This window comes from Deinococcus fonticola (genome assembly GCF_004634215.1).
In the GTDB taxonomy this organism is placed as follows: Bacteria; Deinococcota; Deinococci; order Deinococcales; family Deinococcaceae; genus Deinococcus; species Deinococcus fonticola.
In genome coordinates, this window is sequence record NZ_SMMH01000002.1 from 14830 (window position 1) to 35827 (window position 20998).

20 protein-coding genes are annotated in these 20998 nt (G+C 64.5%); 8 read left to right on the top strand and 12 right to left on the bottom strand.

Annotated elements, in window-relative coordinates; genetic code table 11:
* Window positions 1-73: 73 nt before the first annotated feature.
* Window positions 74-655: a GNAT family N-acetyltransferase gene (locus tag E5Z01_RS01430; protein ID WP_119763189.1), complete on the bottom strand. Its 582-nt coding sequence runs from the start codon at window positions 653-655 to the stop codon at window positions 74-76.
* A 255-nt stretch (window positions 656-910) separates the two neighbouring features.
* On the opposite strand from E5Z01_RS01430, the gene E5Z01_RS01435 reads away from it, so the two are divergent.
* The 4 genes from E5Z01_RS01435 to E5Z01_RS01450 all read left to right on the top strand — a co-directional run bounded on the left by E5Z01_RS01435 (window position 911) and on the right by E5Z01_RS01450 (window position 4705).
* Entirely contained in the window at window positions 911-2035 is a 1125-nt protein-coding gene (locus E5Z01_RS01435; RefSeq protein ID WP_135227748.1) for an NAD(P) transhydrogenase subunit alpha, read from the top strand.
* Between the two features lie 155 nt (window positions 2036-2190).
* Window positions 2191-2511, top strand: a complete 321-nt coding sequence (locus E5Z01_RS01440; RefSeq protein ID WP_135227749.1) for an NAD(P) transhydrogenase subunit alpha part 2 — start codon at window positions 2191-2193, stop codon at window positions 2509-2511.
* 1 nt (window position 2512) lies between these two features.
* Window positions 2513-3910 (top strand): NAD(P)(+) transhydrogenase (Re/Si-specific) subunit beta, encoded by a 1398-nt coding sequence (locus tag E5Z01_RS01445; protein WP_135227750.1) that lies wholly within the window; start codon window positions 2513-2515, stop codon window positions 3908-3910.
* A 114-nt stretch (window positions 3911-4024) separates the two neighbouring features.
* Window positions 4025-4705 (top strand): SCO family protein, encoded by a 681-nt coding sequence (locus E5Z01_RS01450; protein WP_135227751.1) that lies wholly within the window; start codon window positions 4025-4027, stop codon window positions 4703-4705.
* Between the two features lie 27 nt (window positions 4706-4732).
* Here E5Z01_RS01450 and E5Z01_RS01455 read toward each other — a convergent pair whose 3' ends face one another.
* Window positions 4733-5896, bottom strand: a complete 1164-nt coding sequence (locus tag E5Z01_RS01455) for a DUF885 domain-containing protein (RefSeq protein WP_135227752.1) — start codon at window positions 5894-5896, stop codon at window positions 4733-4735.
* Window positions 5897-5988: 92 nt separating this feature from the next.
* Between E5Z01_RS01455 and E5Z01_RS01460 the strand changes: the two genes are divergently transcribed.
* Window positions 5989-6345: a hypothetical protein gene (locus E5Z01_RS01460; protein WP_135227753.1), complete on the top strand. Its 357-nt coding sequence runs from the start codon at window positions 5989-5991 to the stop codon at window positions 6343-6345.
* A gap of 93 nt (window positions 6346-6438) precedes the next feature.
* Here E5Z01_RS01460 and E5Z01_RS01465 read toward each other — a convergent pair whose 3' ends face one another.
* From E5Z01_RS01465 to trmFO, 4 genes are all read right to left on the bottom strand, one after another.
* A complete protein-coding gene (locus tag E5Z01_RS01465) occupies window positions 6439-6897 on the bottom strand; it encodes a hypothetical protein (protein ID WP_119763174.1) in 459 nt (152 codons plus the stop codon).
* A gap of 98 nt (window positions 6898-6995) precedes the next feature.
* Complete coding sequence (locus E5Z01_RS01470; RefSeq protein WP_135227754.1) at window positions 6996-7979, bottom strand: MBL fold metallo-hydrolase; 984 nt, start codon at window positions 7977-7979, stop codon at window positions 6996-6998.
* Between the two features lie 170 nt (window positions 7980-8149).
* On the bottom strand, window positions 8150-9133 hold the full coding sequence (locus E5Z01_RS01475) for a PEGA domain-containing protein (RefSeq protein WP_135227755.1): 984 nt from the start codon (window positions 9131-9133) through the stop codon (window positions 8150-8152).
* 208 nt (window positions 9134-9341) lie between these two features.
* Window positions 9342-10724, bottom strand: coding sequence for a methylenetetrahydrofolate--tRNA-(uracil(54)-C(5))-methyltransferase (FADH(2)-oxidizing) TrmFO (gene trmFO / locus E5Z01_RS01480; RefSeq protein WP_135227756.1), 1383 nt, complete (start codon window positions 10722-10724; stop codon window positions 9342-9344).
* A 182-nt stretch (window positions 10725-10906) separates the two neighbouring features.
* On the opposite strand from trmFO, the gene E5Z01_RS01485 reads away from it, so the two are divergent.
* Window positions 10907-12040: an FAD-dependent monooxygenase gene (locus tag E5Z01_RS01485; protein ID WP_167757710.1), complete on the top strand. Its 1134-nt coding sequence runs from the start codon at window positions 10907-10909 to the stop codon at window positions 12038-12040.
* Window positions 12041-12052: 12 nt separating this feature from the next.
* On the opposite strand, the gene E5Z01_RS01490 is transcribed toward E5Z01_RS01485, so the two are convergent.
* The 4 genes from E5Z01_RS01490 to lysS form a co-directional block, all read right to left on the bottom strand.
* Window positions 12053-12865 (bottom strand): YdcF family protein, encoded by an 813-nt coding sequence (locus E5Z01_RS01490; protein ID WP_240738125.1) that lies wholly within the window; start codon window positions 12863-12865, stop codon window positions 12053-12055.
* Between the two features lie 109 nt (window positions 12866-12974).
* Window positions 12975-13652 carry an HAD family hydrolase gene (locus E5Z01_RS01495; RefSeq protein WP_135227758.1) on the bottom strand — a complete coding sequence of 226 codons (678 nt, stop codon included), beginning with the start codon at window positions 13650-13652 and terminating at the stop codon, window positions 12975-12977.
* Window positions 13652-14899 (bottom strand): calcium/proton exchanger, encoded by a 1248-nt coding sequence (gene cax / locus E5Z01_RS01500; RefSeq protein ID WP_135227759.1) that lies wholly within the window; start codon window positions 14897-14899, stop codon window positions 13652-13654. Before cax ends, E5Z01_RS01495 begins: the two co-directional genes overlap by 1 nt.
* Before the next feature lie 127 nt (window positions 14900-15026).
* A complete protein-coding gene (gene lysS / locus E5Z01_RS01505) occupies window positions 15027-16559 on the bottom strand; it encodes a lysine--tRNA ligase (protein ID WP_135227760.1) in 1533 nt (510 codons plus the stop codon).
* 179 nt (window positions 16560-16738) lie between these two features.
* Between lysS and E5Z01_RS01510 the strand changes: the two genes are divergently transcribed.
* Window positions 16739-16960 carry a hypothetical protein gene (locus E5Z01_RS01510; RefSeq protein WP_135227761.1) on the top strand — a complete coding sequence of 74 codons (222 nt, stop codon included), beginning with the start codon at window positions 16739-16741 and terminating at the stop codon, window positions 16958-16960.
* Between the two features lie 91 nt (window positions 16961-17051).
* Here E5Z01_RS01510 and E5Z01_RS01515 read toward each other — a convergent pair whose 3' ends face one another.
* Together E5Z01_RS01515 and E5Z01_RS01520 are read right to left on the bottom strand one after the other, a co-directional pair.
* Complete coding sequence (locus E5Z01_RS01515; RefSeq protein ID WP_420810823.1) at window positions 17052-17729, bottom strand: response regulator; 678 nt, start codon at window positions 17727-17729, stop codon at window positions 17052-17054.
* Between the two features lie 198 nt (window positions 17730-17927).
* A complete protein-coding gene (locus tag E5Z01_RS01520) occupies window positions 17928-19673 on the bottom strand; it encodes an ABC transporter substrate-binding protein (protein ID WP_135227763.1) in 1746 nt (581 codons plus the stop codon).
* Between the two features lie 196 nt (window positions 19674-19869).
* On the opposite strand from E5Z01_RS01520, the gene hslO reads away from it, so the two are divergent.
* Complete coding sequence (gene hslO, locus E5Z01_RS01525) at window positions 19870-20781, top strand: Hsp33 family molecular chaperone HslO (protein ID WP_135227764.1); 912 nt, start codon at window positions 19870-19872, stop codon at window positions 20779-20781.
* Window positions 20782-20998 lie beyond the last annotated feature (217 nt).

Here is a 20998-nt window from a genome sequence, read left to right on the forward strand (position 1 = left end):
CGGACACCGGGGGCGCGGAATTGACGGGCCATTCTAGCGCCCCGAAGCGGGGCCTGTCTCAGGGCAACAGTTCTCAGGGCAACAGGTGCAGTTGCGCCCGCAGGGCCGCCGTGTCCACCTGCTCGGCGGTGATTTCCATGAACACCGTGTCGAAGCGCTCGTGCCCCAGACGCACGGTGCCCCGGCGCCGCCCGAACTCCTGAAACCCGACTTTCTGGTAGGCGCGGATGCCCCGCGTGTTGAACGAGAACACCCGCAGCATGATGTTGTGCAGCCCCAGGTGAAACACGCCGTACCCGGTCATCAGGCGCACCGCCTCGGAACCGTAGCCGCCGCTCCAGCAGGCCGGGTCGTGAATGCTGACGCCCAGTTCCGCCGTGCCGTGACGGTGGTTGATGTCGCGCAGGTCGATGCCGCCCAGCAGGCGACCATCCGCCACATCGTAAATCCCGAAGGTGACCTGCCCCGCGCTGCTTTTGCTGATGGACTCGAAGTAGGCGCGTTCGTCCTCCAGGCTGTAAGCCTGCCCGGAGCCGCCGAGGTAGGTGGTGAGCTCCAGGTTGCTGAAAAACCGCGCCAACTCGGGAATGTCCTCCTGGCGCAGGCGTGCCAGAACAACTTTTTCTCCTTGCAGGGCCGGATGAAGGGTGGTCATGTCGCCCGACAGTATGGCCCGGTGTACCCTCACCAGGTGCTTCTCGTGACGACCGTATTGCTGTGGGCTGGCTTTGCTGGACACCGGCCTGCTTCGGCCTTCGGGGGCATGTGCCCTGGCACGGAAAGAAATATACTCAGCTCGTATCAACAAGTCCGAGACCTCATCGGCAACAGGGTGCTTTGTCCGTCTGGGCAGCCCTGGGCGCCTCTGTCGTGTCGGCACGCCAGATTCTGAAGGTGAAAAGGAGTCAACATGGCCGTGGTTATAGGAGTGCTAGGCAGTCCCGATCCCGCCGAACGGCGCACCCCCATGGTGCCGGACGTGGCGAAGAAACTGCGGGCACAGGGGGCGGAAATCGTGATGCAGCGCGGCGCAGGGGCGGGAGCGTACCTGAGCGAAGCGGATTTCCCGGACGTGCAGTGGGTGAACAGCGCCGATGAGGTGCTCGCCAGGGCCGACATGCTCTGGACGCTCAGCCCACCCGAAAACGCGACCCTGGCGCAGTTGAAGCCAGGGTCAGTCGTTGTGGGGTTGTTGCAACCGTACAGCAGCGCCGAGCGCGTGCAAATGCTGCGTGACAGGAACATCACCGCGTTTGCCATGGAACTTTTACCCCGCATTTCCAGGGCGCAGAGCATGGACATCCTCAGTTCGCAGGGGGCCGCTGCCGGCTACCAGTGCGTGCTGATCGCGGCGGCCTTCTGCCCCAAATTCTTCCCGATGCTCACTTACGCGGCCGGCACCATTCGCCCGACCCGCGTGCTGATGATCGGGGCGGGTGTGGCGGGCCTCCAGGCCATTGCCACCGCCAAACGCCTGGGGGCCATGGTGGAGGGGTACGACGTGCGCCCCGAAACCAGGGAACAGGTCGAGTCCCTGGGCGCAAAATTCGTGGACACGGGCGTCAGTGCGGCCGGAACAGGCGGGTACGCCCGCGAACTCACCGACGAGGAAAAAGCCCAGCAGGCCGTGAAACTCGGGAAAGCGGTGGCGCAGGCCGACGTCCTGATCACCACCGCAGCCGTGCCGGGTAAACGCGCGCCCCTCATCATTACTGCCGATATGGTGCGCGGCATGAAACCCGGCGCCGTGGTCGTGGACATGGCCGCCGAGACTGGTGGGAACGTCGCTGGCACCCTGCCGAACCAGGACGTGTGGGCGGGGGGCGTGCGCATCATCGGCCCGGTGAACCTGCCCAGCAACATGCCCGTTCACACGTCCGAGATGTTCTCGAAGAACCTCTACAACTTCATCAGCCCTTTCATCAAAGACGGCGTCCTGGCCCTCGACGACACCGACGAGGTGCTGACGGGCGCGACCCTCACGGCCAATGGCGAAGTGAAGCACCCAGGCGTGAGACAGGCACTGGGGCTGTAAGGCAGGTATGGCATTCGCTTTTGGCTTTTCACCCCTCCGGCCCTGCGGGCCACCTCCCCTTAAAAGGGAGGCAGGGGGTAGTTCTCGGCTCCCATTCAAGGGGAGCTGTCAGCGAAGCTGACTGAGGGGTCGCTTTTTTACCGAAGGAGAAAAAAATGAATGACTTCTTCTACATCTACATTTTCATGCTGGCGGCGTTCACCGGCTATGAGGTGATTTCGCGTGTTCCGGTGATTCTGCACACGCCTCTGATGTCCGGGTCTAACTTCGTTCACGGGGTGGTGCTGGTCGGGGCGATGTATGCGCTGGGTCACGCGCAGACCCCCTTCGAGCAGGCCATTGGGTTTTTCGCGGTGCTGCTGGGGGCGGCGAACGCGGCGGGCGGCTACGTGGTCACGGAACGCATGCTGGGCATGTTCAAGACCGAGAAGAAAGCACCCGCCAAACCCGTCCCTGCGGGCGAGAAGGTGAAGTGACATGGAAGGACACGCCTGGACTGGCGTCGACTGGATCATCAACCTCGCCTATTTCATCGTCGCCGTCCTCTTCATCCTGGGCCTGAAGGCCATGTCCAGCCCGGTCACGGCCCGCAAAGGCATCCTGTGGGCGGGCGCCGGCATGATTCTGGCGACCCTGGTGACCTTCCTTTACCCGGTGGCCACCAGCGTCAATTACCTGCTGATGCTGCTGGCCATCGTGATCGGTGGGGGCGCGGCGTGGTACCTGGGCAAGGTCGTGAAGATGACCGATATGCCGCAGATGGTCGCCGTGTACAACGGCATGGGAGGTGGCGCGGCAGCCGCGATTGCGGCGCTGGAATTTGCCCGCGGCGTGGTCAGCGGCCCGGTCATGACCACCCTGGCGGTGCTGGGGTCGTTGATCGGGGCGGTCGCCTTCAGCGGCTCGATCATCGCCTTTCTGAAACTCCAGGGCACCATGAAAAAGTCCCTTAAGATCCCCGCGCAGAACATGGTCAACGGCGTACTTGCCCTGGTCACGCTGGTGCTGGGCCTGCTGATCATCTTCACCGGGCCCAACCCGGTGTTTCTGGTGCTGTTCTTCCTGCTGGCGCTGCTGCTGGGCGTGCTGGTCGTGGCGCCCATCGGCGGGGCGGACATGCCGGTGGTGATCTCGCTCCTGAACGCCTTCACGGGCCTCGCGGTGGGCATGGAAGGGTACGTGCTGCAAAACCCGGCGCTGATCATTGCCGGGATCGTGGTGGGGGCATCCGGTCTGCTGCTGACGCAACTGATGGCGAAAGCCATGAACCGCGCCATTACGGGCGTCATCTTCACGCCCATCACCGGGGAAGCGCAGGCGGGCGCGGGCGGCCCGCAGGGCACCATGAAGGAAGTCGGCCCGATGGACGCCGCCGCCATGATGCGCTACGCCCAGAAAGTCATCATCGTGCCGGGGTACGGCATGGCCGTCGCGGGCGCACAGCACAAGGTCTGGGAGATGAGCAAACTGCTGATCGACCAGGGCGTGGACGTGAAATTCGCCATCCACCCCGTCGCCGGACGGATGCCCGGCCACATGAACGTGCTGCTGGCCGAGGCGGGCGTGCCCTACGATCTGATCCTCGACCTGGAAGAAATCAACGCCGAATTTCCGCTGACCGACGTGGCCCTGGTCATCGGCGCGAACGACGTCGTGAACCCCGTGGCGCGGCACGACAGGAGCAGCCCCATCTACGGCATGCCGATCCTGGACGCCGATAGGGCCCAGCAGGTCATCGTGAACAAACGCGGCAAAGGCGCCGGGTACAGCGGCATCGAAAACGAACTGTTCTTTCAGGAGAACACCGGCCTGCTGTACGGCAGTGCCCAGCAGGCCATCGCGGAAGTCATCACCAACATCAAGGCCCTGGGCTAAGGTGGGGCGCCACCGGGGCTCAAAGCAGAAACGTCTCCAGGTCTGAGGACACTGACCTGGAGATGTTTGGTGGGGGGACACGTTGACCCGCCCAGGCGCTCTAGCCTGCCGGTCATGAAGTGGCTGACTGCTGTTCTCCTCGCCATTGCCGCCGTGCTGGCTGGTCTGCTCGTGTACCGGAGTAGGGTTCCGCCTGCGCTGAGCGGTGGAACGGCCATTGACACTCCGGTCAGTCTACCCGCCCTGAAACTGGTGAACGATCACGGCAAGGCCACCACCCTGGCCGCGTCCGATGGGCGAATGAGGCTGGTGTTTTACGGGTTCGTGCACTGCCCGGACGTTTGCCCCACGACCCTGGCCAGCCTGAAGAACACTTACGAGGGCCTGACGCCCGAGCAGCAGAGCAAGGTGCGCGTGCAGTTCATTTCCGTCGACCCGGTCGTGGACACGCCCCAGCTGGTGCGCGAATACCTGAACCGCTTCGACCCGGCGTTCACGGGGCTGACCGGAACGAACGAGGCCGTCAACGCCGCGGCGAAAGCCATGTTCGTGGGCCTGGTGGATAACCGCCCGGCCACTGACCACAGCGGCCACGAGAGTCACGCCGCCGCCAGCCCGGACGCTGACCACGGCGATAAGGGCACCAGCGCGACCGAGGCGGCCCTCATCCACGGCGATCAGGTCAGCATCGTGACTGCAGACGGCAAATTTGTGCGTGTTTACAACAACACCGAGGCCCTCGACGGCACCCTGAAACACGACCTGCCCGCGCTTATCAGCAAGTACGGCAGTTGAGAAGCGGGGAAATGTGGTCGCGTTGCCTTAGCCGTTTGCCAGCATGCCGGGCGTGACGGGTTGCTTCAGCAGCTCCCCGAAGCCCGCCTGGCCTTTGTGCTCGACGTACTTTTTCACGAGGGCCTGACCGACCGAGTAGGTGTACACGTACCCCCGGTGGTGCCGAATAAAGCTCAGGCTGTGGCGGGCACGTTCCTCGTTGACGGCGTTGTAGTGTTTCAGGAACTTCACCACGTCGTCCTCGTTGCTGCCGTCCTGATACAGCATCACGGCGGCCGTGCCGGACACATGCTTGATGTCCTCGCGGGCTTTCGTGGCCTGCAGGAAGGCCAGGATGTCCTGCGGGTCGAGGCCTGCCACCTGCGCCAGTTCGCCGGTCAGCCACGCCTGCACCTCTTCTTCGGGCATGACCAGATCGAGGGCGTTGGTGGCGATGCCCTCGGCAATCACGGACTGCGGCGAGTACAGCAGTTGCAACTGGTGCTCCTGCCAGCCGTGCCCGCGCACCAGTTCGGTTTCCTTGTGGGCGTTCTCGGTGTGGTGGCCGGGATAGCCCTCGTGGGCCAGCAGCCCAGGCAGACCGGGCAGCGCCACGGGAAAGTCGGTGTTGATGTCGATGCGGCTTTGCAGGTTGCCCAGCGGCCAGTTGTACCCACCCCAGGGTTTATCGGTCACCAGGTGAATGGTGAAGTTCTCGCCCGCGGGCAGGCCATACAGGTCGGCGGTGCGGCGGCGTAACTCGTGCAGGATGGGTTCAGCCACGCGCAGCACGTCGGCGTTGTCGAGCGTGACCCGGTCCCGCAGGCGCTCCAGCCGCTCAGTCGCGGAACCTGTGCCGGGCAGGGCGTCCTCGAAGGCTTTCAGGGCGGCATCGAGTTCGTCGAGCGGCGCCGTGAGAGGATCGATGTCATAAATGCCGCGCACTTCCTCCGCGAACGGCATTTTTTCTCCAGTGAGGAGGCGGGCGTGGGTGCGCATGGCCTGGCCCTGCGTGCGAAGCCACTCGCGCCGCCCTGCGTCCGGAACATCCTCGACGTGTTTCAGGAAGTCCTGCGTTTCTTGCAGCAGTGCCGCCGGGGCGCGCCGGGTTCTGTCGGCCCACTGCGGCGGGCCGCTGTAACCGTCGATGAAATGCTGGACGTGCGTGTCGATGCCGTGGGCCAGTCGAACGTAACGCTCTGCAATGTTCATGTCAGGAGCATACAGGCTGTGCGCGGACTGGCTCAGGGGTTCCTCATGGAATCCGGGTTTTTTCAGAGGGCCGCTTCCGTCACAATAACCGCATGAAGTTAGTGAACCTGACGCGCAAGCAACTTCGGATTACCGGGGCCGCCTTCGCCCTCTCGGCAGGTCTGGTCGCCTGTGGCAACAACGACAGCACCTCCACCCCCATCAGCGACGGGCGCTACAACGTCACCGTGAACTTCACCGGTGTCAGCGGCAAGCAGACCATCACGGTCAAGGCCGCCAGCGGCACCACCGAAACGGCCAACGGCACGTACACCATGAACAGTGGCGGCATTCTGCACCTGGTGCCTGGCACGTACACCATCTCCATGCCCACCATCGGCGGCAAGACCCCCACCGCCCAGACCGTCACGGTCATCAACGCGGCCCAGACCATCACCTTCGCTTACTGAACCGGTGGCCAGATGCCCGTGGACACCCCACGGTCAATAACTTGAAACCCTCTGCGAGTCATTCCGCAGAGGGCTTTCCAGTTATTCCGGCAATTAAGCCAGCAGACCCTTGGGGCCGTGCAGGGTGTTTTCCACCACTTCCGTGACTTCGGCCTCGAAGCGGCGCAGATGCTCGCGCAGCCTGTCCAGCTCCAGCACGTTCAACTCCGGCAGCCACAGCACCGAGCGCCCCAGCACCGCGAAGGTCAGCGGCGCGTCCGGGTCGTCCTCCTCGGGTTCCACCGGATCCAGGTTCAGTGACCCGTAATCCAGGCCCTGGTTCATCAGGTTCATGCCCATCAGAATGTCCGGCAGGCTGTCCTCCTCGACGTACAGGTCGAGATCCAGGTGCAGGCGCACGATTACGCCCCCCTGCAGGTCTTTCTCCGCGAACAGCGCCACGCGGGTGTCCCCGTGCTGCACCAGCGCCCCGTCCTCGACTGCTTCGACGGTAAGGCCGTTTTCTTGCAGGGACGCCATGATGCGCTGCAACTCCACTCGGTTAACCGTCATGGCGGGAGTATAAAGCGCCAACCGTGACGGAATTGCAATGGCAGGCAGCAACGAGGCGGGTGGGCTGTGGGCTTCAGGTTAAGGAAAAAGGTTTTTTGTCAGGCGTGGTACACCCAGACTTCCTGCTCTTCGTGCCAGGTGCGGTAAAGCTGCCCCAGCAGCCGCAGGTGTTCCAGGTGGGCCAGGGTTTCGGCCAGGGCAAAGCGCCGCCCGCTGGTGTTCAGGTCACGCGGAAACATCGCGTGCGACAGGGCGTAGGCGCTGCGCGGTTCCTTGCCTGCCTCAAGCTTCATGAAGTCCAGCCGCTCGTGGTGGTGTGACCGCAGTTCACGGGCGCGGGCCTGCACGCCGCCCATGACCGGGCCGTGATGCCCCACCACCGCGCGCTCGGGGTTCAGGGCTTCGAGTTTGCCCAGCGTCTGCAGATAATCGCCCAGCGGATCCGGGCGCGTGTAGGCGTACAGGCCCACGTTGGGGCTGATGCGCGGCAGGATGGCGTCCCCGGCAATCAGGGTGCTGTCCTCGGCGTTCCACAGGCCCAGGTGACCGTCGGCGTGGCCGGGCAGCCACAGCACTTCCCAGTCCTTGCCGGAGAGGGACACGTGCTGACCCTCACGCAGCGGCGTAATGCGGCTGGCCGGCTGCACGCGCGGGTTTTCACCGGTCAGCCCCGCCAGGAATTCGTCCGGCAGGCCGTGGTCGCGGAAGTGTTTGACGTGGCCCGGTAACCACTCCTTGAGCATGTGCCAGTAGCGCTCGCCCCGCCCGATCTCCACGTCCAGCATCAGCACGTTCGCGCCGCTGCGTTCCTCGATGACGCCCGCCAGCCCGTAGTGATCCGGGTGGTGGTGCGTGATGACCAGCTGATCCACGTCCGACCAGTGCCGCCCCAGCGCCGCCAGGCCGTCCTCCAGCGCCTGCCGGGCCTCCGGGGTATCCAGGGCGCAGTCCACCAGGCTCAGCGGCCCGCCGCGCGGCGCGTCCAGCAGCACCGTGACCGTTTTCATGGGGTAGGGGATAGGCACCTGAAGGGCGTACAAACTGCCCAGCACAGGCGTCAATTCGGCAGCCGGCAAAGTCATTCAACGAGCCTACACCCACACGCCACGCCGGGAACGTCAGCGGGAAGACAAGGCAAAGCAGCAATGCGGTGAGCCTGCCGCTAAGCTTCCCCCAGTCCCTCCGCGCTTTTTTCAGGGGTCGGCCTTTCAGGCTAATCCGTGTCGCCAGCGAGGCGGCTGAAAACAGCGGTTTACCGCCCCGTACAAACGAAAGTGGGCTGGCCGCTGCAGGTCACCGTGGCGACGCCGTCCTGCCAGACTTCCACCACCGCCCCCGAGGAGTTCAGCGCGGGTTTTCCCGGCGTCGTCACGGGCACCACCGTCACGCTGACCGGCCCGACGGGCACGCGGGCGCTGACGCTTCGGCCGCTGCCGATGTGCCGACCCTGCACGAACACGTTGGCCTCGACACTGCTGCTCACCACCACCGTACCCAGGGCGGGGCGCAGGTGCGCGTACACCGGCGTGCTGGTGCCGGGCGTGACGGTCACGTCCTGCACCCAGCGCTCGAATCCGGGGCGCTGCACCTTGACTTCCACGTGGCCGGCCGGGACATCGCGCACAGTCAGGAAGGGCGTGTGGCCCACCGCCTGACCGTCCACCGTGACGGTCGCGTCGGGAACGTTCGACTGGATGGTCAACTCCCCGAACGGGGCCACCCGGTATGTCGTGGACGCCACGTTGTAACCGCCTGCCGGCAGGGTCTTCGCGGCAGCTTCCACCACCTCTGAAACGCCCTTGACGCTGGTGACGCCCCGCGCGGCCTGGAGGTTCAGGGGTTCCACGCTGGCGACCGTGAAGAGTTGCACGGCGAAGAGTTGCCTGGGGTCTGGCATGGGCGGAAGAGGAAGCTCCACGGTGGTGCCGCCCGGCACCTGCACGGGCTCCAGCACGCTGGCCCCCAGGGGCACGCTGCCCCAGCTACCGTTATTCAAGGGCAGGACGATCACGCTGACGAAAGCGTTTTTATCCGTGCGTACCGCCAGCGCCTGCGGCCCCGGGGTGCGGTACACGTCGCGGCGCAGCGAACTTTGCACCAGGCCTGGCCCGGCGGGTTGCGCCGCCACCTTTACCAGCGCGCCGCGCTGCGCCTGCAGGGGCGCGGGCAGGCAACTGCTCAGGAGCGCCATGCCCAGCGCCAGTCCCACGAACTTTGTGCCCATCCTGTGTTTCATTGCCTTCCTCCAGACTGGCCTGAACCATCCCCCATGTTCTTGGCAGCTTCTCCAGTGCTGTTCGTCCCAGATCCAGGGAGAAGCACGAAGAACTCCTGTCGCTTTATCACAAGCCGCTGGACTGACCGGCCACTGACTGCTTGAATATTCAGCTACTCCCAGAGGCCGCCGGGTGGGAAGCGGCGCAGGGCACGCCACAGCTACGCGCTTACGTTTCTGCGGGTTCCGGCAGGGCCTGCGGCGTCACGCTCAACCCCGCCTCGTCCTGCGCCCACGTCATGAAAGCGTTCAGGCCGCGCGCGAACATCACCGGGCGTTTCTCGCGTTTTCCCAGTTTGCGGGTTTTTCCCGTCTTCTCGTTGATTTCCACGGGCAACTCCGGCACCAGCGCCCAGTTCACGTTCATCGGCTGAAAGCCCTTCGGGTTGGCGCTGGCCAGGTAACGCACCAGGCCGCCCAGCATCGACTCGGCCGGGGGCGTCAGGGGTTGCAGGCCGCGGGCCAGCCGCGCCGCGTTGGTGCCCGCCAGCCACCCGGTCGCGCTGGATTCCAGGTAGCCCTCGGTGCCGGCCAGGACGCCCGCCACCAGCTTGGTGGGGTCGGCTTTCAGTTGCAGGGTGCTGTCCAGCACGGCCGGGGCGTTCAGGTACGTATTGCGGTGCATCACGCCGTACCGCACGATTTCGGCGTTCTGAAGGCCGGGAATCAGGTGTACCACTTCCTTCTGGTCGCCCCACTTCAGGCCGGTCTGGAAGCCCACCAGCGACCACATGCGCCCCTCGCGGTCTTCCTGGCGCAGTTGCGCCACGGCGTAAGGCCAGCGCCCGGTGCGCGGGTCATCCAGGCCCTTGGGCGACATGGGGCCGAAACGCGGGGTGTCCACGCCGCGCCGCGCTATTTCCTCGATGGGCATGCACCCCTCGAAGAACTCCAGTTTCTCCCAGTCGTGCGGCGTGTGGGTGCGGGCCTGCTCCAGCGCCCCGAAAAACCGCAGGTACTCTTCTTTGGTAAACGGGCAGTTGATGTAATCCGCCGACTGGTCGTAGCGCCCCGCCCGCCACGCCACCGTCAGGTCGATGCTGTCCACGTCGATCACGGGCGCCGCTGCGTCGTAGAAACTCAGGCGTTCACTGCCGGTCAGCCGCGCTACGTCCTCCGCCAGCGCCTCCGAGGTCAGCGGCCCTGAAGCGATCACCACCAGGCCCTCCGGGATGACGCTGACCTCGCCCTCCACCACCTCGATCAGCGGGTGTTCACGGATCAGCCGCGTGACCCGCGCGCTGAACTCCTCGCGGTCGACCGCCAGCGCATTGCCCGCCGGGACTTTCGCCGCGTCCGCCGACCCCACGATCGCCGCGCCCACCGAGCGCATCTCCGACTGCAGCAGGCCCTTGCTCTGCTGAATCCCCTCGCCACCCAGGCTGGTGGAGCACACCAGTTCCGCGAAATTCCCGGTGCGGTGGGCCGGCGTCATCCGGGCCGGACGCATCTCGTAAAGCCGCACCCGCACGCCCTGACCCGCCGCCGCCAGGGCCGCCTCGGAACCCGCCAGGCCCGCACCAATCACGCTTACCACAGGAACATCACTCATCGTCCGGCAGTGTACGGGTTCGGCCGCTCAGGCGCAGGGTGACCCGCCACCATCCTGATCCCTTTGCCCGCCGGGCGAACGTTCCTGAACCGCCCTGCCGTGAGTCGCTGCGTGCCGTTCAGAGGTGTTAAATCGCTTACATCCGTAATGCATTGGTAATGCAGCGCCGGATAGTGGCGCCTATGTCCAGTCCATCCATCATCATCATCGGGGCCGGGATCGGGGGCCTGACCCTGGCCCGCACCCTGCTGCTGCACGACCTTCACATCGAAGTGTACGAAGCGCAAGCCCACCTGCAAGCCCCTGGCGGCGGCCTGATCGTGCCGCCCAACTCGGCCCGCATCCTGGAACGGCTGGGCCTGCGCAGCGTCTTTCAGAACGGCGTTTCCCTGCGCCGCATGCAGATCATCGACGCCGTGAACGGCCAGGCGCTGTACGTCCGTGACCAGCACGAGGTGGAACGCCAGCAGGGCCGGGGTCTGTGGGCGGTGTCGCGCAGCGTCCTGCAGGCGGGCCTGCTGGAAAAACTGCCACCCGAGGTGCTGTCCCTGCAACACCGCCTGGACACCGTGCAGGAGCGTGGACACGAGTCGTATCTGTCGTTCACCAACCGCCGCCATGTGATCGGTGACCTGATCGTCGGCGCGGACGGCGCCCAGTCGCGCACCCGCGAAATCCTTTTCCCGCACGTGCAACTGCAACCCACCGGGCAGACGGCCGTGCGTGGCGTTCTCGCCGCCCGCCTGCCCGCCAGATACGAGCAGAGCTTCACCGAATTCTGGGGTGTGGGGCAGCGCTTCACCTGTTTTCCCATCAATGACCGCGAAGTGTACTGGCACGCCGTGCTGAAATCCGGGGATGTGTCCCCCACAGTCACGATCCCGCAACTCGCGCAGGCCTATGAAAGCTTCCCCGCGCCGGTTCAGGCCCTGATTCAGGAAACGCCGGAGGCCGCCATGATCGTTACCCCCCTGCGCGACCTCTCGCCCCTGCCCGAATGGACGAAAGGCAACGTGGTTCTCCTGGGCGACGCCGCGCACGCCACCAGCCCCAACCTGGGCCAGGGAGCCGCGCAGGCCATCGAGGACGCCGCCACCCTGGCCGACCTGATCGCCACCGAAAGCGACGTTCACCAGGCGGCCCGGCGCTTTCAGCAGCGCCGCGAACACGTGGCCAATGCCGTCGTGGCCCGCTCGCGCCAGATGGGACAGCTCGGGCAGGTGGGCGGTGCGGGCCGCTGGTTCCGGAACATGACCCTGAAAGTCAACCCGGATCTGGCCCGTAGCCGCATCGAGGCTTTCTACGACGAACGTTGACCCAGCGTGCCCTCAGCGTTCCGGCGTGCCCCCCAGACTGAATTTCACGCGCGACAGCCCCTCGTACAGCAGGGTTTTCAGGGCGTACAGGCGGTCTTCGGGTGTCGGCAGGGTTTCGTCAAAGAGGATTTCCGGCGCGGGGACGCTCACGACCTGCACGCCGTAAGCCCTGAAGATCCCCGCTGCCCGGCGCGAGTGGCTGGGGGACGTGACCAGCAAAACCCTGTTCCAGCCGCGTATCCTGGCGTACTCGCCAACTCTGCTCGCCTCATCCCGCGTGGTGGTCACGTTGCGCAGGGTCAGCACCTGCGGCCCACCCGTGGGGTACAGGCGGCGAATGTACTCGCGTTCCAGCACGCTCATTTTCGGGCAGTTCGCCGCGCCGATCAGGCCCGACTGCTCGGACACGGTGACCATGGGGGCGTACCCTTCCCGCCACAGCTGCAAGCCCATGATCAGACGTGTAAAGCTGCTGCTCGCCAGCGCCCGCGTGCCGCACTGCACCCCGCCACCCAGCACCACCACCGCGTCCGCCGGAACTGGCGTTTCCTTCAGCGTCAGGGCCGCCAGGGGGCTGCGCAAGATGGGCGTCATCAGGCACAGAAACAGCAGCGCGACCAGCACAGATCCACCCACCTGCAACAGTCGCCGCGCTGGGCGGTAAAGGCCCAGCAGGCCACAGACCGCCGTCAGCAGCAGCAGCAGGCCCGTCGTGGCCCGCACCCCACCGACAAAAGCCGCCAGCACCGACAACGCGCCGCCCAGCACCAACCCCGTCCACAAACCGCGCCACGGATGATTTCTGGGCGCAAGCGATTCGGGCACGTCACGAGTGTAAAGACGCCGCACAGGAAAGTCACGCCGACAAAACCCGGGGCAGCTGAAACTGCTCACGCCTGACGAGGATTCTGGTAAACCAGGGCTGAATCTGGTCTCAGGACAACCCCAGCGCCTCCCTCAACTGCGCGTGCGAGTGGACGATGTGGCTCACGCCGATGTCGCGCAGCCTCTTTTCATCGCCGGTGTGGATGTGGCTGCCAGCCAGGAAACCCCAGGTCGTGGCCCCTGCGGCGACTCCGGCAGTGGCTCCGGGCGCGCTGTCCTCGATGACCAGGCAATCGTGAATGGAAACGTTCAGTTGCCTGGCGGCGTACAGGTACAGGTCCGGGGCAGGTTTGCCAATTTTATTCGTCAGAGACGGATCGTAGGCGCGGCCCTGAAAGGCGGGAAGCAGCCCCGCACCTTCCAGCTTCATGAAGAGGCGGTTGTGCTGGCTGTTGCTCGCCACCGCGAACGGCAGGCCGGTACGCTTCAGGGCCGCCAGCGTTTCGGCAGCGCCCTCGATCACCGGAACCTCCTCGAAGGCCCGGTTGAACCGTTCGTCCAGCATGGGCAGAAAGTCCTCGGGGGCTTTCCAGCCGCGCTGTTCCTCCAGTTGTTGAAGAACCCCGCTGAAGCGTTGCCCGGCGGTCAGGCGCGTGATCTCCTGGCGCGTGAAATGCAGGTCATATCCGGCGAAAATTTCGGCCCACAGCGCCGTAATCGAGCTTTCCGTGTCGATCAGCACCCCATCGAGGTCAAAGAGAACAGCGGCGAAGGTCCGGGTGGGCATCAGGCGCCGGGCATCCAGTGAGGCTCGGCGTGTTTCAGCGCCAGCGTTTGTGCGGGTGCGGTCAGCCCGGCCGGCGTGTTCTGTTCGCCTTGCTCGGTGCGCGGCGTCACGAAGAAAAAGGCCAGGCCCAGCAGCACGTACACGGTCAGCAGCAGCACGCCCTCGAACCAGGTGGCCTCGCCGTCGCGGGTCACGGCGGACACGGTGATCGCCACCGCGACAATCGCCACCAGTTCCAGCGGGCTGGAGAACACCAGGTTCATGGGTTTGCCGATGAAGTAAGAAATCAGCACCAGCACGGGCGCGGTGAACAGGGCTACCTGAATGGTCGCGCCCACCGCGATGTTCATGGCCAGGCCGATCTTGCCCTGCCGCGCGAAGTAACTTCCGGCGATGTACTCCGCGAAGTTCCCCACCACCGCCAGCACGATGATGCCCAGGAAGAACGGGCTGAGGCCCAGTGTCTCGGACGTGGCTTCCAGGGCGCCGGACAGCATCTCGGACATCAGGGCGATCAGCAGGGTCGCCCCAACCATGACCGCGCCCGCCTGCCAGGTCGGCCACAGCGGGCCGCCGTGCCCATGCCCTTCAGTGTGCGCCGAGCCGTCCGTACCCTCGGCGTTCCCATGCTCATCAGCACTGTTCTCATCTGCAGTGTCGAGTGCGAACACGTCCTTGTGCGTCACCAGCGTGTACACCAGGTTCAGGGCGTACACCGCGATCAGCACCACCGCCACGCCCAGGCTCAGGTACTCGTCCAGATTGTTGCGGGCCGCGTCACTGGCCGCCGCGAAGCCGGGGAGGCGCTCGGTGTAATCGAACAGTGCCGGAATCAGCAGCGCGATAACGGTCAGGAACAACATGGAGTTGAGCTGTCCGGCGTTGTGATGACTGAACTTCTGCTGTTTGCGTCCCAGGCTGCCGATCAGAATGGCCAGGCCCAGCCCCAGCAGCGCATTGCCGATGATGGAACCGGTGATCTGCGCCTTCACCACGGTGGTGTTCCCGGCCATCAACACGAAAATGGCAATGATCAGCTCGGCCAGGTTCCCGAAGGTCACGTTCAGCAGCCCGCCGATGGTCTGCCCGGCCCGCTCCGCAACCTGCTCGGTGGCCTTCCTGAGCCAGTCGGCCAGCGGGATGATCGAGATCACCGAGGTCAGGAACACCCACAGCGGCGGGGCGTGAAACACGTGCTCCATCAGCAGGCTGACCGGAATGAAGATCAGCAGCAAATTCATCCACATGGGGCGCAGTGTAAAGCGTGAAACGTGCGGGCAGCAGAGAAAAACCGAGAGAGCAGAAAGAAGAAAGCCGGTCTCATCAAAAAGAAGGGCGCAGGCCCGTGCCCACGCCCCTCTGCTCTCCTGACGCCTACTCGCTTTCCCCGGCGCTCTCCACACTTTCCGGTTTCAGCAGCGGGAACAGCAGCACGTCGCGGATGCTGTCACTGTCGGTCAGCAGCATGGCCAGACGGTCCATGCCCATACCCATCCCGGCGGTGGGCGGCATACCGTACTCCAGCGCCAGCAGGAAGTCCTCGTCCTGCTCGTGCGCTTCGTCGTCGCCGGCATCACGGCGGGCGGTCTGGGCCTCGAAGCGGGCACGCTGATCCAGCGCGTCGTTCAACTCGCTGTAGATGGGCGCCAGCTCGAAGCCGGCCACGAACAGGTCGGCGCGTTCGGCGAGGTTCTCGCGGCTGCGGTGCTTTTTCACCAGCGGGCTGATCGCCAGCGGGACATCCACCACGAAAGTCGGGTCGACCAGCTCATGCTCGACGTACTCGCCGAACAGCTTGTCCAGCAGTTTGTAATCCGGCACCTTGCGCATTTCGGGGTGGCGGCTGTCCGTCCACTCGCGCAGTTTCACCAGGTCGGTCGGGTCGAAGTCCAGGCCGGCTTTCTCCTTCAGGGCCGTCACGAAATCCAGGCGCTTGAACGGCAGGCTGAAATCCACGGTTTTGCCCTGGTAGGTCAGGGTCGTGTCGCCCTTCACTTCCTTGACCAGGCCGTGCAGCATCTGCTCGACCAGGCGCATCATGTCGTTGTAGTCGCCGTAAGCGAAGTACGCCTCCAGCATGGTGAATTCCGGGTTGTGGGTGCGGTCGACGCCCTCGTTGCGGTAGTTGCGGCCAATCTCGTACACCTTCTCGAACCCGCCCACCAGCAGGCGCTTGAGGTACAGCTCCAGGCTGATGCGCAGGCTGAATTCGTGCCCGAGCTGGTTGTGGAAGGTCTTGAACGGCTTGGCTTCGGTGCCGCCCGCCACAACTTGCAGGGTCGGCCCTTCGACCTCCATGAAGCCCTGGGCGTCCAGAAAATTCCGGATGAAGCGAATCTGCTGCGAGCGAATGCGGAAGCCTTCGCGCCGTTCGGGGTTGATCATCAGGTCGATGTAGCGGCGGCGGGCGCGGAGTTCCTCGTCCTGAAGGCCGTGAAATTTGCTGGGCAGCGGGTGCAGGCTCTTGACCAGCGGTTGCCAGCCCGTGACGTGCAGCGTCAGTTGCCCGGTTTTCGTGACGAACGGGTGCCCCTTCACGCCGATGATGTCGCCCAGGTCGATTTTCTTGGTGGGGTCGAAATTCTCGGTGTCGGCTTTGCTGAAAAAGAGCTGCATCTTGCCCGTCTCGTCGTTCAGGTCGGCAAAAGCGGCCTTGCCCATGTGGCGCATCAGGGTCACGCGCCCGGCCAGGACATACTCCTCGGTGTCCCATTTCTGCCCGGCTTCCAGTTCGCCGGGGTGCGCGGCGTAGACGTCCGAGGCATGGTGAGCCTGTGGGTAACTGTAGGGGTGAGACTCGAACCCGGCCGCGACCTGCGCGTCCAGGTTGTTCAGGCGCGCCACCGTCTGCTCGTGCAGACCTTCCGGGCGCTGGGGTGGGGTGCTGGGCTGGGCGTCATCCGACATGCCCGCAAGTATAGGGTCGGCACAGGAACTCGCTGTAGAGCCGGGTGGCGCAGGGCGTAGACGACTGGGAAGAAGGCGGATGCCGCTGGCCGCTTCCCTAAAGGTTTTCTTGGCCTCATGTAAAACGGGGTTGGGTTTCCTCTTGTAGAAAGGCATTGCGGACGTGACAGGCTGCCTGCATGCCGGACAAAGATGACAAGAACAAGGGCCACACCAGCCAGCCGCAGGACTACGACCGCAACAAGAAGGAAGTTCACGAGATCGAGCACGACGAGAAGCCTTCCTTCAAGGGCGTGAACGACCGCGAGGCGAATTCTGCTCGCAACAACGAGCACGACCGTCTGAAAGACAAGAAGGACGTGGAAGAGGCCCGCAGCGTTCCCGCCACCGAGCAAGGCTAAGCACAAGCAAAAGAAAGACCGGACAGAGCGTCCGGTTTTTTGGTTCTCCTCGCTTCTCTCAGGGTGCTGTTGGCGACTCTGGCCCCCAGGGTTACAGGCTCTTGGGATCGATCCACCCGCGTTTGATCCCGTACAGCACGGCCTCGGTGCGGCTGCCGACGCCGAGTTTGCTGAAGATGTTCGCCAGGTGAACCTGCACGGTGCGGGGGCTGATGTCCAGGTCGCGGGCAATTTCCTTGTTGGTGCGTCCGGTGGCGGCCACGCGCAGCACTTCCAGTTCGCGGCTGCTGAGGTCGTCCTCGGGGGGCGTGGGGGTGGTGCTCGTGCTGAAGCGTTCCAGCACCTTGCGGGCAATGCTGGGGTGCAGGGCGCTTTCGCCCGCCGCGACGGCCCGAACCGCGCCGAGCAGGTCGTCCTCGGAGGCGTTTTTCAGCAGGTAACCGGCTGCGCCGGCTTCCAGCAGGGCGAACACGTAGGCGTCGTCGTCGTAACTGGTCAAGACCAGCACGCCCACGCCGGGGTTCTCGGCCTTGATGGCTTTGGTGGCTTCAATGCCGTTCATGCCGGGCATTGACACGTCCATCAGGATCACGGCGGGACGCAGGCTGCGGGCCTGGGCCACCGCCTCCTCACCGTTCCCGGCCTCGCCCAGCACCTTCAGGTCACTTTCACCTTCCAGCAGTTCGCGCGTGCCCTTGCGCACCACCGGGTGGTCGTCCACCAGCAGCAGGGTGATGGTCTGGGGCGCGTCGGTCTCCATGTCGTGCATACCTGAAGCATACCTGCCCTGGCCGGGCGACATCCCGGCAAACCGTGCGGGTGGGCGCTGCCTGCGTGCGGGTTATGTCGGAAAGCCTGAGCGCAGGGCCAGCAACGTGAGCTGGCCGCGCCCCACTTGATCCGCCACCAGAAAACCGCCCCATCACTGGAGCGGCTTCCGGTTGAGTCGGCGTTGTCGCCGGTGTGTTCAGCCCTTGCTGAGGGTCTTCCAGAGGGTGCCGGTGCGGAAGGAGATCATGGGGTTGAAGGTCTCGGTGCCGATACCTTTCAGGTTGTCGCGGTAGGCCAGCAGACCGGGGTTGCTGGGCATCAGGATGTAGTACGCCTGATCCTGGGCGCGCTTGGCGACGTTGCTGTACAGCTCGTTGCGTTTGGCGGTGTCGGTGGTGCTGCGGGCCTCGTCGATCCAGGCGTCGAGTTGCGCGTCGGTGAAGTTGCTGCGCGGGTGGTAGTAGCCCTTGCTGTGGTAGATGGTGTAGATGAAGTTATCCGCGTCGGCGTAATCGGGGGCCCAGCCGGTCATGACCATGGCTTCCTTGCCGGCCTCGGAGTCCTTCAGAATCTTGCTCCACTCCTTGGCGACGATGTTCACCCGGAATTTGGGATTGATGCTCTCGATGTTCTTTTTCAGCAACTCCATGCCGGTCTGCGCGGGTTTGCTGTTGGCGCGGTAGGACACGTTGATGGTAAAGCCGTTTTGCCACACCTGCCCGCCCCAGGCTTTCTGGAAGGCGGCCTTGGCGGCGGCCAGGTCAAACTTGGTGGGCGAGAGGCTGGCGTCGTACCCGGGGAAGGATTCGGGCAACATGACGTTGCGTTCGCTGCCCTTGCCCGACTGCACTTCCTTGATGTATGTGGGCACATCGAAGGCCGCCACGAAACCACGGCGAACGTCCACGTCACTGAAGAAATTGGCGGGCATGCCCTGGCCGTCGAGTTTGCCGCTGCCCAGTTGTCCGCCGTTGACGTTCTGGTTCATGGCGATCCCGAAGGCGCTGGTGTCGGGCAGGTCGTCGAGCAGCGCCACACCGGGCTGGCCCTTGATCTGCGTTTCGACAATGGGGCGGCCGCCCGTCTCGATCAGGTCGGCGTCGCCTTTCAGGAAGGCCTGAATGCGGGCAGCCTGTTCGGGTACCTTCTGGATGATCACGTTCTGAATCTGCGGTTTTTCGCCCCAGTAGTCCGCGAAGGCCTGCGCGGTCACGGCGGTGGCGTCCTTCTTCAGCAGGCGGTACGCGCCGGTGCCGCTGGGATCCTGCGCCAGCGGGCTGCCGGTCAGGTCTTTGCCCACGGCTTCCTTCCAGGTGGCCTCGGTGCCGTCCCACTCGCCGATTTTCTTGGCGTGTTCGCTGTCCACGATGCCCTGGCCGGTGTAGGCCAGTTTGCTCAGGAAGGCCGGGTCGGCTTTGGGCAGGGTAAAGACCAGCGTTTCCCCGTCGCACTTCACGGCGTCGGCAATGCGCTGCCAGGTCACGCTCTTGTCGTCGTTGGCGTTGGCCCCGGTGCCCAGCAGGCTTTCGCCCAGGAACCAGTTGCCGCTGTCGCCGGTGTTGGTCACCAGGTTGCGGCGGAAGGTGTACTCGGCGTCTGCACACTTGAAGGGGTTGCCGCTGTGGAATTTCACGCCTTCGCGCAGGGTGAAGCGGTACTCCTTGCCACCGTTTTCTTCTTTCCATTCGGTGGCCAGCATGGGCGTCAGTTCACGGATGCTGTTGCCCTGGTAGGTCAGCAGGGTTTCGTACAGGTTCTCCACGACCTGACCGCTGGCGGTATCGTAGCTGGTGCCGGGATCCAGGGTGGGGATGTCGGAGGATTCCTGAATGACCAGGGTGCTTCCGGCGCCATTGCTGGCGTTGTTGTTCTTGTTGCAGGAGGCGAGGGTCAAGGCGAGACTGGCCAGGGCCAGGGCAGATAAGGTTCTTTTGTGCGTCATGTTGTGGTGTCCTTTAAGGAAGTAGTGAAAGAAGTAGTGAAATCAGAAACAGCGCTCCCTAGCGTAAGAACCCTTGATGAGGAAAGGGTAGTAAACGCCTGAATAAACTGGTCATGTTACATCGGTTTCACTTCAGCACCAGACCAACGTCACCTTGACTGCCATTGGCTTGAGTGCGGTCGTGTAAGATTTCCTAATGACTGCTGCTCTCCTGCCGGATTCCCACGTTCTGCGAGGTACGGCTGCCGGCAATACCCTGCGCCTGGTTGGCATCGACGCCACCCGGATCGTGGAGGAAGCCCGGCAACGCCACCACCTCAGCAAAACCGCCACCGCCGCTCTGGGCCGCGCCCTAAGCGCTAGCGCCCTGCTCGCGGTGGTGCTGGGCAAGCAGCCTGGCAGTCGCGTGACCCTGCGCATTGAAGGAGGCGGCCCCATCGGCTGGATCGTCGCCGAGGGCAGCAACGACGGCCAGCTGCGGGGTTACGTGCGCCAGCCCGGCGCCGACCTGCCCCTGCGCGAAACGGACGGCAAACTGGACGTGCGCGGCCTGGTGGGTATCGACGGCGAACTGGCGGTCACGCGTCTGCTGGACAACGGCGAACCGTATACCGGCAGCGTTCACCTGGTCAGTGGCGAGATCGCCGAGGACGTCAGCCAGTACCTGGGCGTCTCCGAACAGATTCCCAACGCCGTGCTGCTGGGCGTGTACGAGGAAGGCCAGCAGGTCGTGAGCGCGGGCGGGCTACTGATTCAGGCCATGCCCGGCGTGACCGACGAAACCCTGGTGCGTCTGGAAGCCAACATCCGCCAGATGGGCATGCTGACCGACAACCTCCGCGCCGGCGGTCTGATGCACGCCATGACCCGCGCCACCGAGGGCCTGGATCTGCGCCTGGCGCCTGGTGCTCAACCCGCCCGCTTCGAGTGCCGCTGCTCGCGCGAACGGGCCCTGGACAGCCTCAAGTTCTTCCCCGCAGAAGACCGCCAGGACATGATCGCTTCCGGCGGGCAGGAAATCATGTGTCACTGGTGCAACGAGAAATACCAGATCACCCCTGCCGAGATCGCTGCCCTGGAAGCCCAGCCGGCACACGGACAGGCCTGATCTGGCTTTCAGATAATTCAATCCCCCTCTGAAATCGTCTGCCGCAGGGGCAAGTGAAAGAGAACCCAAGGCGATTCGTCAGGTAAGAAGGCGGTGGCAAGCCCCGCCCCTCTGGCTCTCTGGGCAGTTTGTAAAGCTGTACAGCGACGGGCAAGATCGGAAAATCCTGGATTCAAGGGAAAACAGCAGGGCCGGGCGGGTTAGATGCCCGGCTCTG

Excerpts from the sequence above, each read along its gene's own strand:
- E5Z01_RS01430 (WP_119763189.1), bottom strand. The coding sequence starts at position 655 with ATGACCACCCTTCATCCGGCCCTGCAAGGAGAAAAAGTTGTTCTGGCA.
- E5Z01_RS01435 (WP_135227748.1), top strand. The coding sequence starts at position 911 with ATGGCCGTGGTTATAGGAGTGCTAGGCAGTCCCGATCCCGCCGAACGG.
- E5Z01_RS01440 (WP_135227749.1), top strand. The coding sequence starts at position 2,191 with ATGAATGACTTCTTCTACATCTACATTTTCATGCTGGCGGCGTTCACC.
- E5Z01_RS01445 (WP_135227750.1), top strand. The coding sequence starts at position 2,513 with ATGGAAGGACACGCCTGGACTGGCGTCGACTGGATCATCAACCTCGCC.
- E5Z01_RS01450 (WP_135227751.1), top strand. The coding sequence starts at position 4,025 with ATGAAGTGGCTGACTGCTGTTCTCCTCGCCATTGCCGCCGTGCTGGCT.
- E5Z01_RS01455 (WP_135227752.1), bottom strand. The coding sequence starts at position 5,896 with ATGAACATTGCAGAGCGTTACGTTCGACTGGCCCACGGCATCGACACG.
- E5Z01_RS01460 (WP_135227753.1), top strand. The coding sequence starts at position 5,989 with ATGAAGTTAGTGAACCTGACGCGCAAGCAACTTCGGATTACCGGGGCC.
- E5Z01_RS01465 (WP_119763174.1), bottom strand. The coding sequence starts at position 6,897 with ATGACGGTTAACCGAGTGGAGTTGCAGCGCATCATGGCGTCCCTGCAA.
- E5Z01_RS01470 (WP_135227754.1), bottom strand. The coding sequence starts at position 7,979 with ATGACTTTGCCGGCTGCCGAATTGACGCCTGTGCTGGGCAGTTTGTAC.
- E5Z01_RS01475 (WP_135227755.1), bottom strand. The coding sequence starts at position 9,133 with ATGAAACACAGGATGGGCACAAAGTTCGTGGGACTGGCGCTGGGCATG.
- trmFO (WP_135227756.1), bottom strand. The coding sequence starts at position 10,724 with ATGAGTGATGTTCCTGTGGTAAGCGTGATTGGTGCGGGCCTGGCGGGT.
- E5Z01_RS01485 (WP_167757710.1), top strand. The coding sequence starts at position 10,907 with ATGTCCAGTCCATCCATCATCATCATCGGGGCCGGGATCGGGGGCCTG.
- E5Z01_RS01495 (WP_135227758.1), bottom strand. The coding sequence starts at position 13,652 with ATGCCCACCCGGACCTTCGCCGCTGTTCTCTTTGACCTCGATGGGGTG.
- cax (WP_135227759.1), bottom strand. The coding sequence starts at position 14,899 with ATGTGGATGAATTTGCTGCTGATCTTCATTCCGGTCAGCCTGCTGATG.
- lysS (WP_135227760.1), bottom strand. The coding sequence starts at position 16,559 with ATGTCGGATGACGCCCAGCCCAGCACCCCACCCCAGCGCCCGGAAGGT.
- E5Z01_RS01510 (WP_135227761.1), top strand. The coding sequence starts at position 16,739 with ATGCCGGACAAAGATGACAAGAACAAGGGCCACACCAGCCAGCCGCAG.
- E5Z01_RS01515 (WP_420810823.1), bottom strand. The coding sequence starts at position 17,729 with ATGCACGACATGGAGACCGACGCGCCCCAGACCATCACCCTGCTGCTG.
- E5Z01_RS01520 (WP_135227763.1), bottom strand. The coding sequence starts at position 19,673 with ATGACGCACAAAAGAACCTTATCTGCCCTGGCCCTGGCCAGTCTCGCC.
- hslO (WP_135227764.1), top strand. The coding sequence starts at position 19,870 with ATGACTGCTGCTCTCCTGCCGGATTCCCACGTTCTGCGAGGTACGGCT.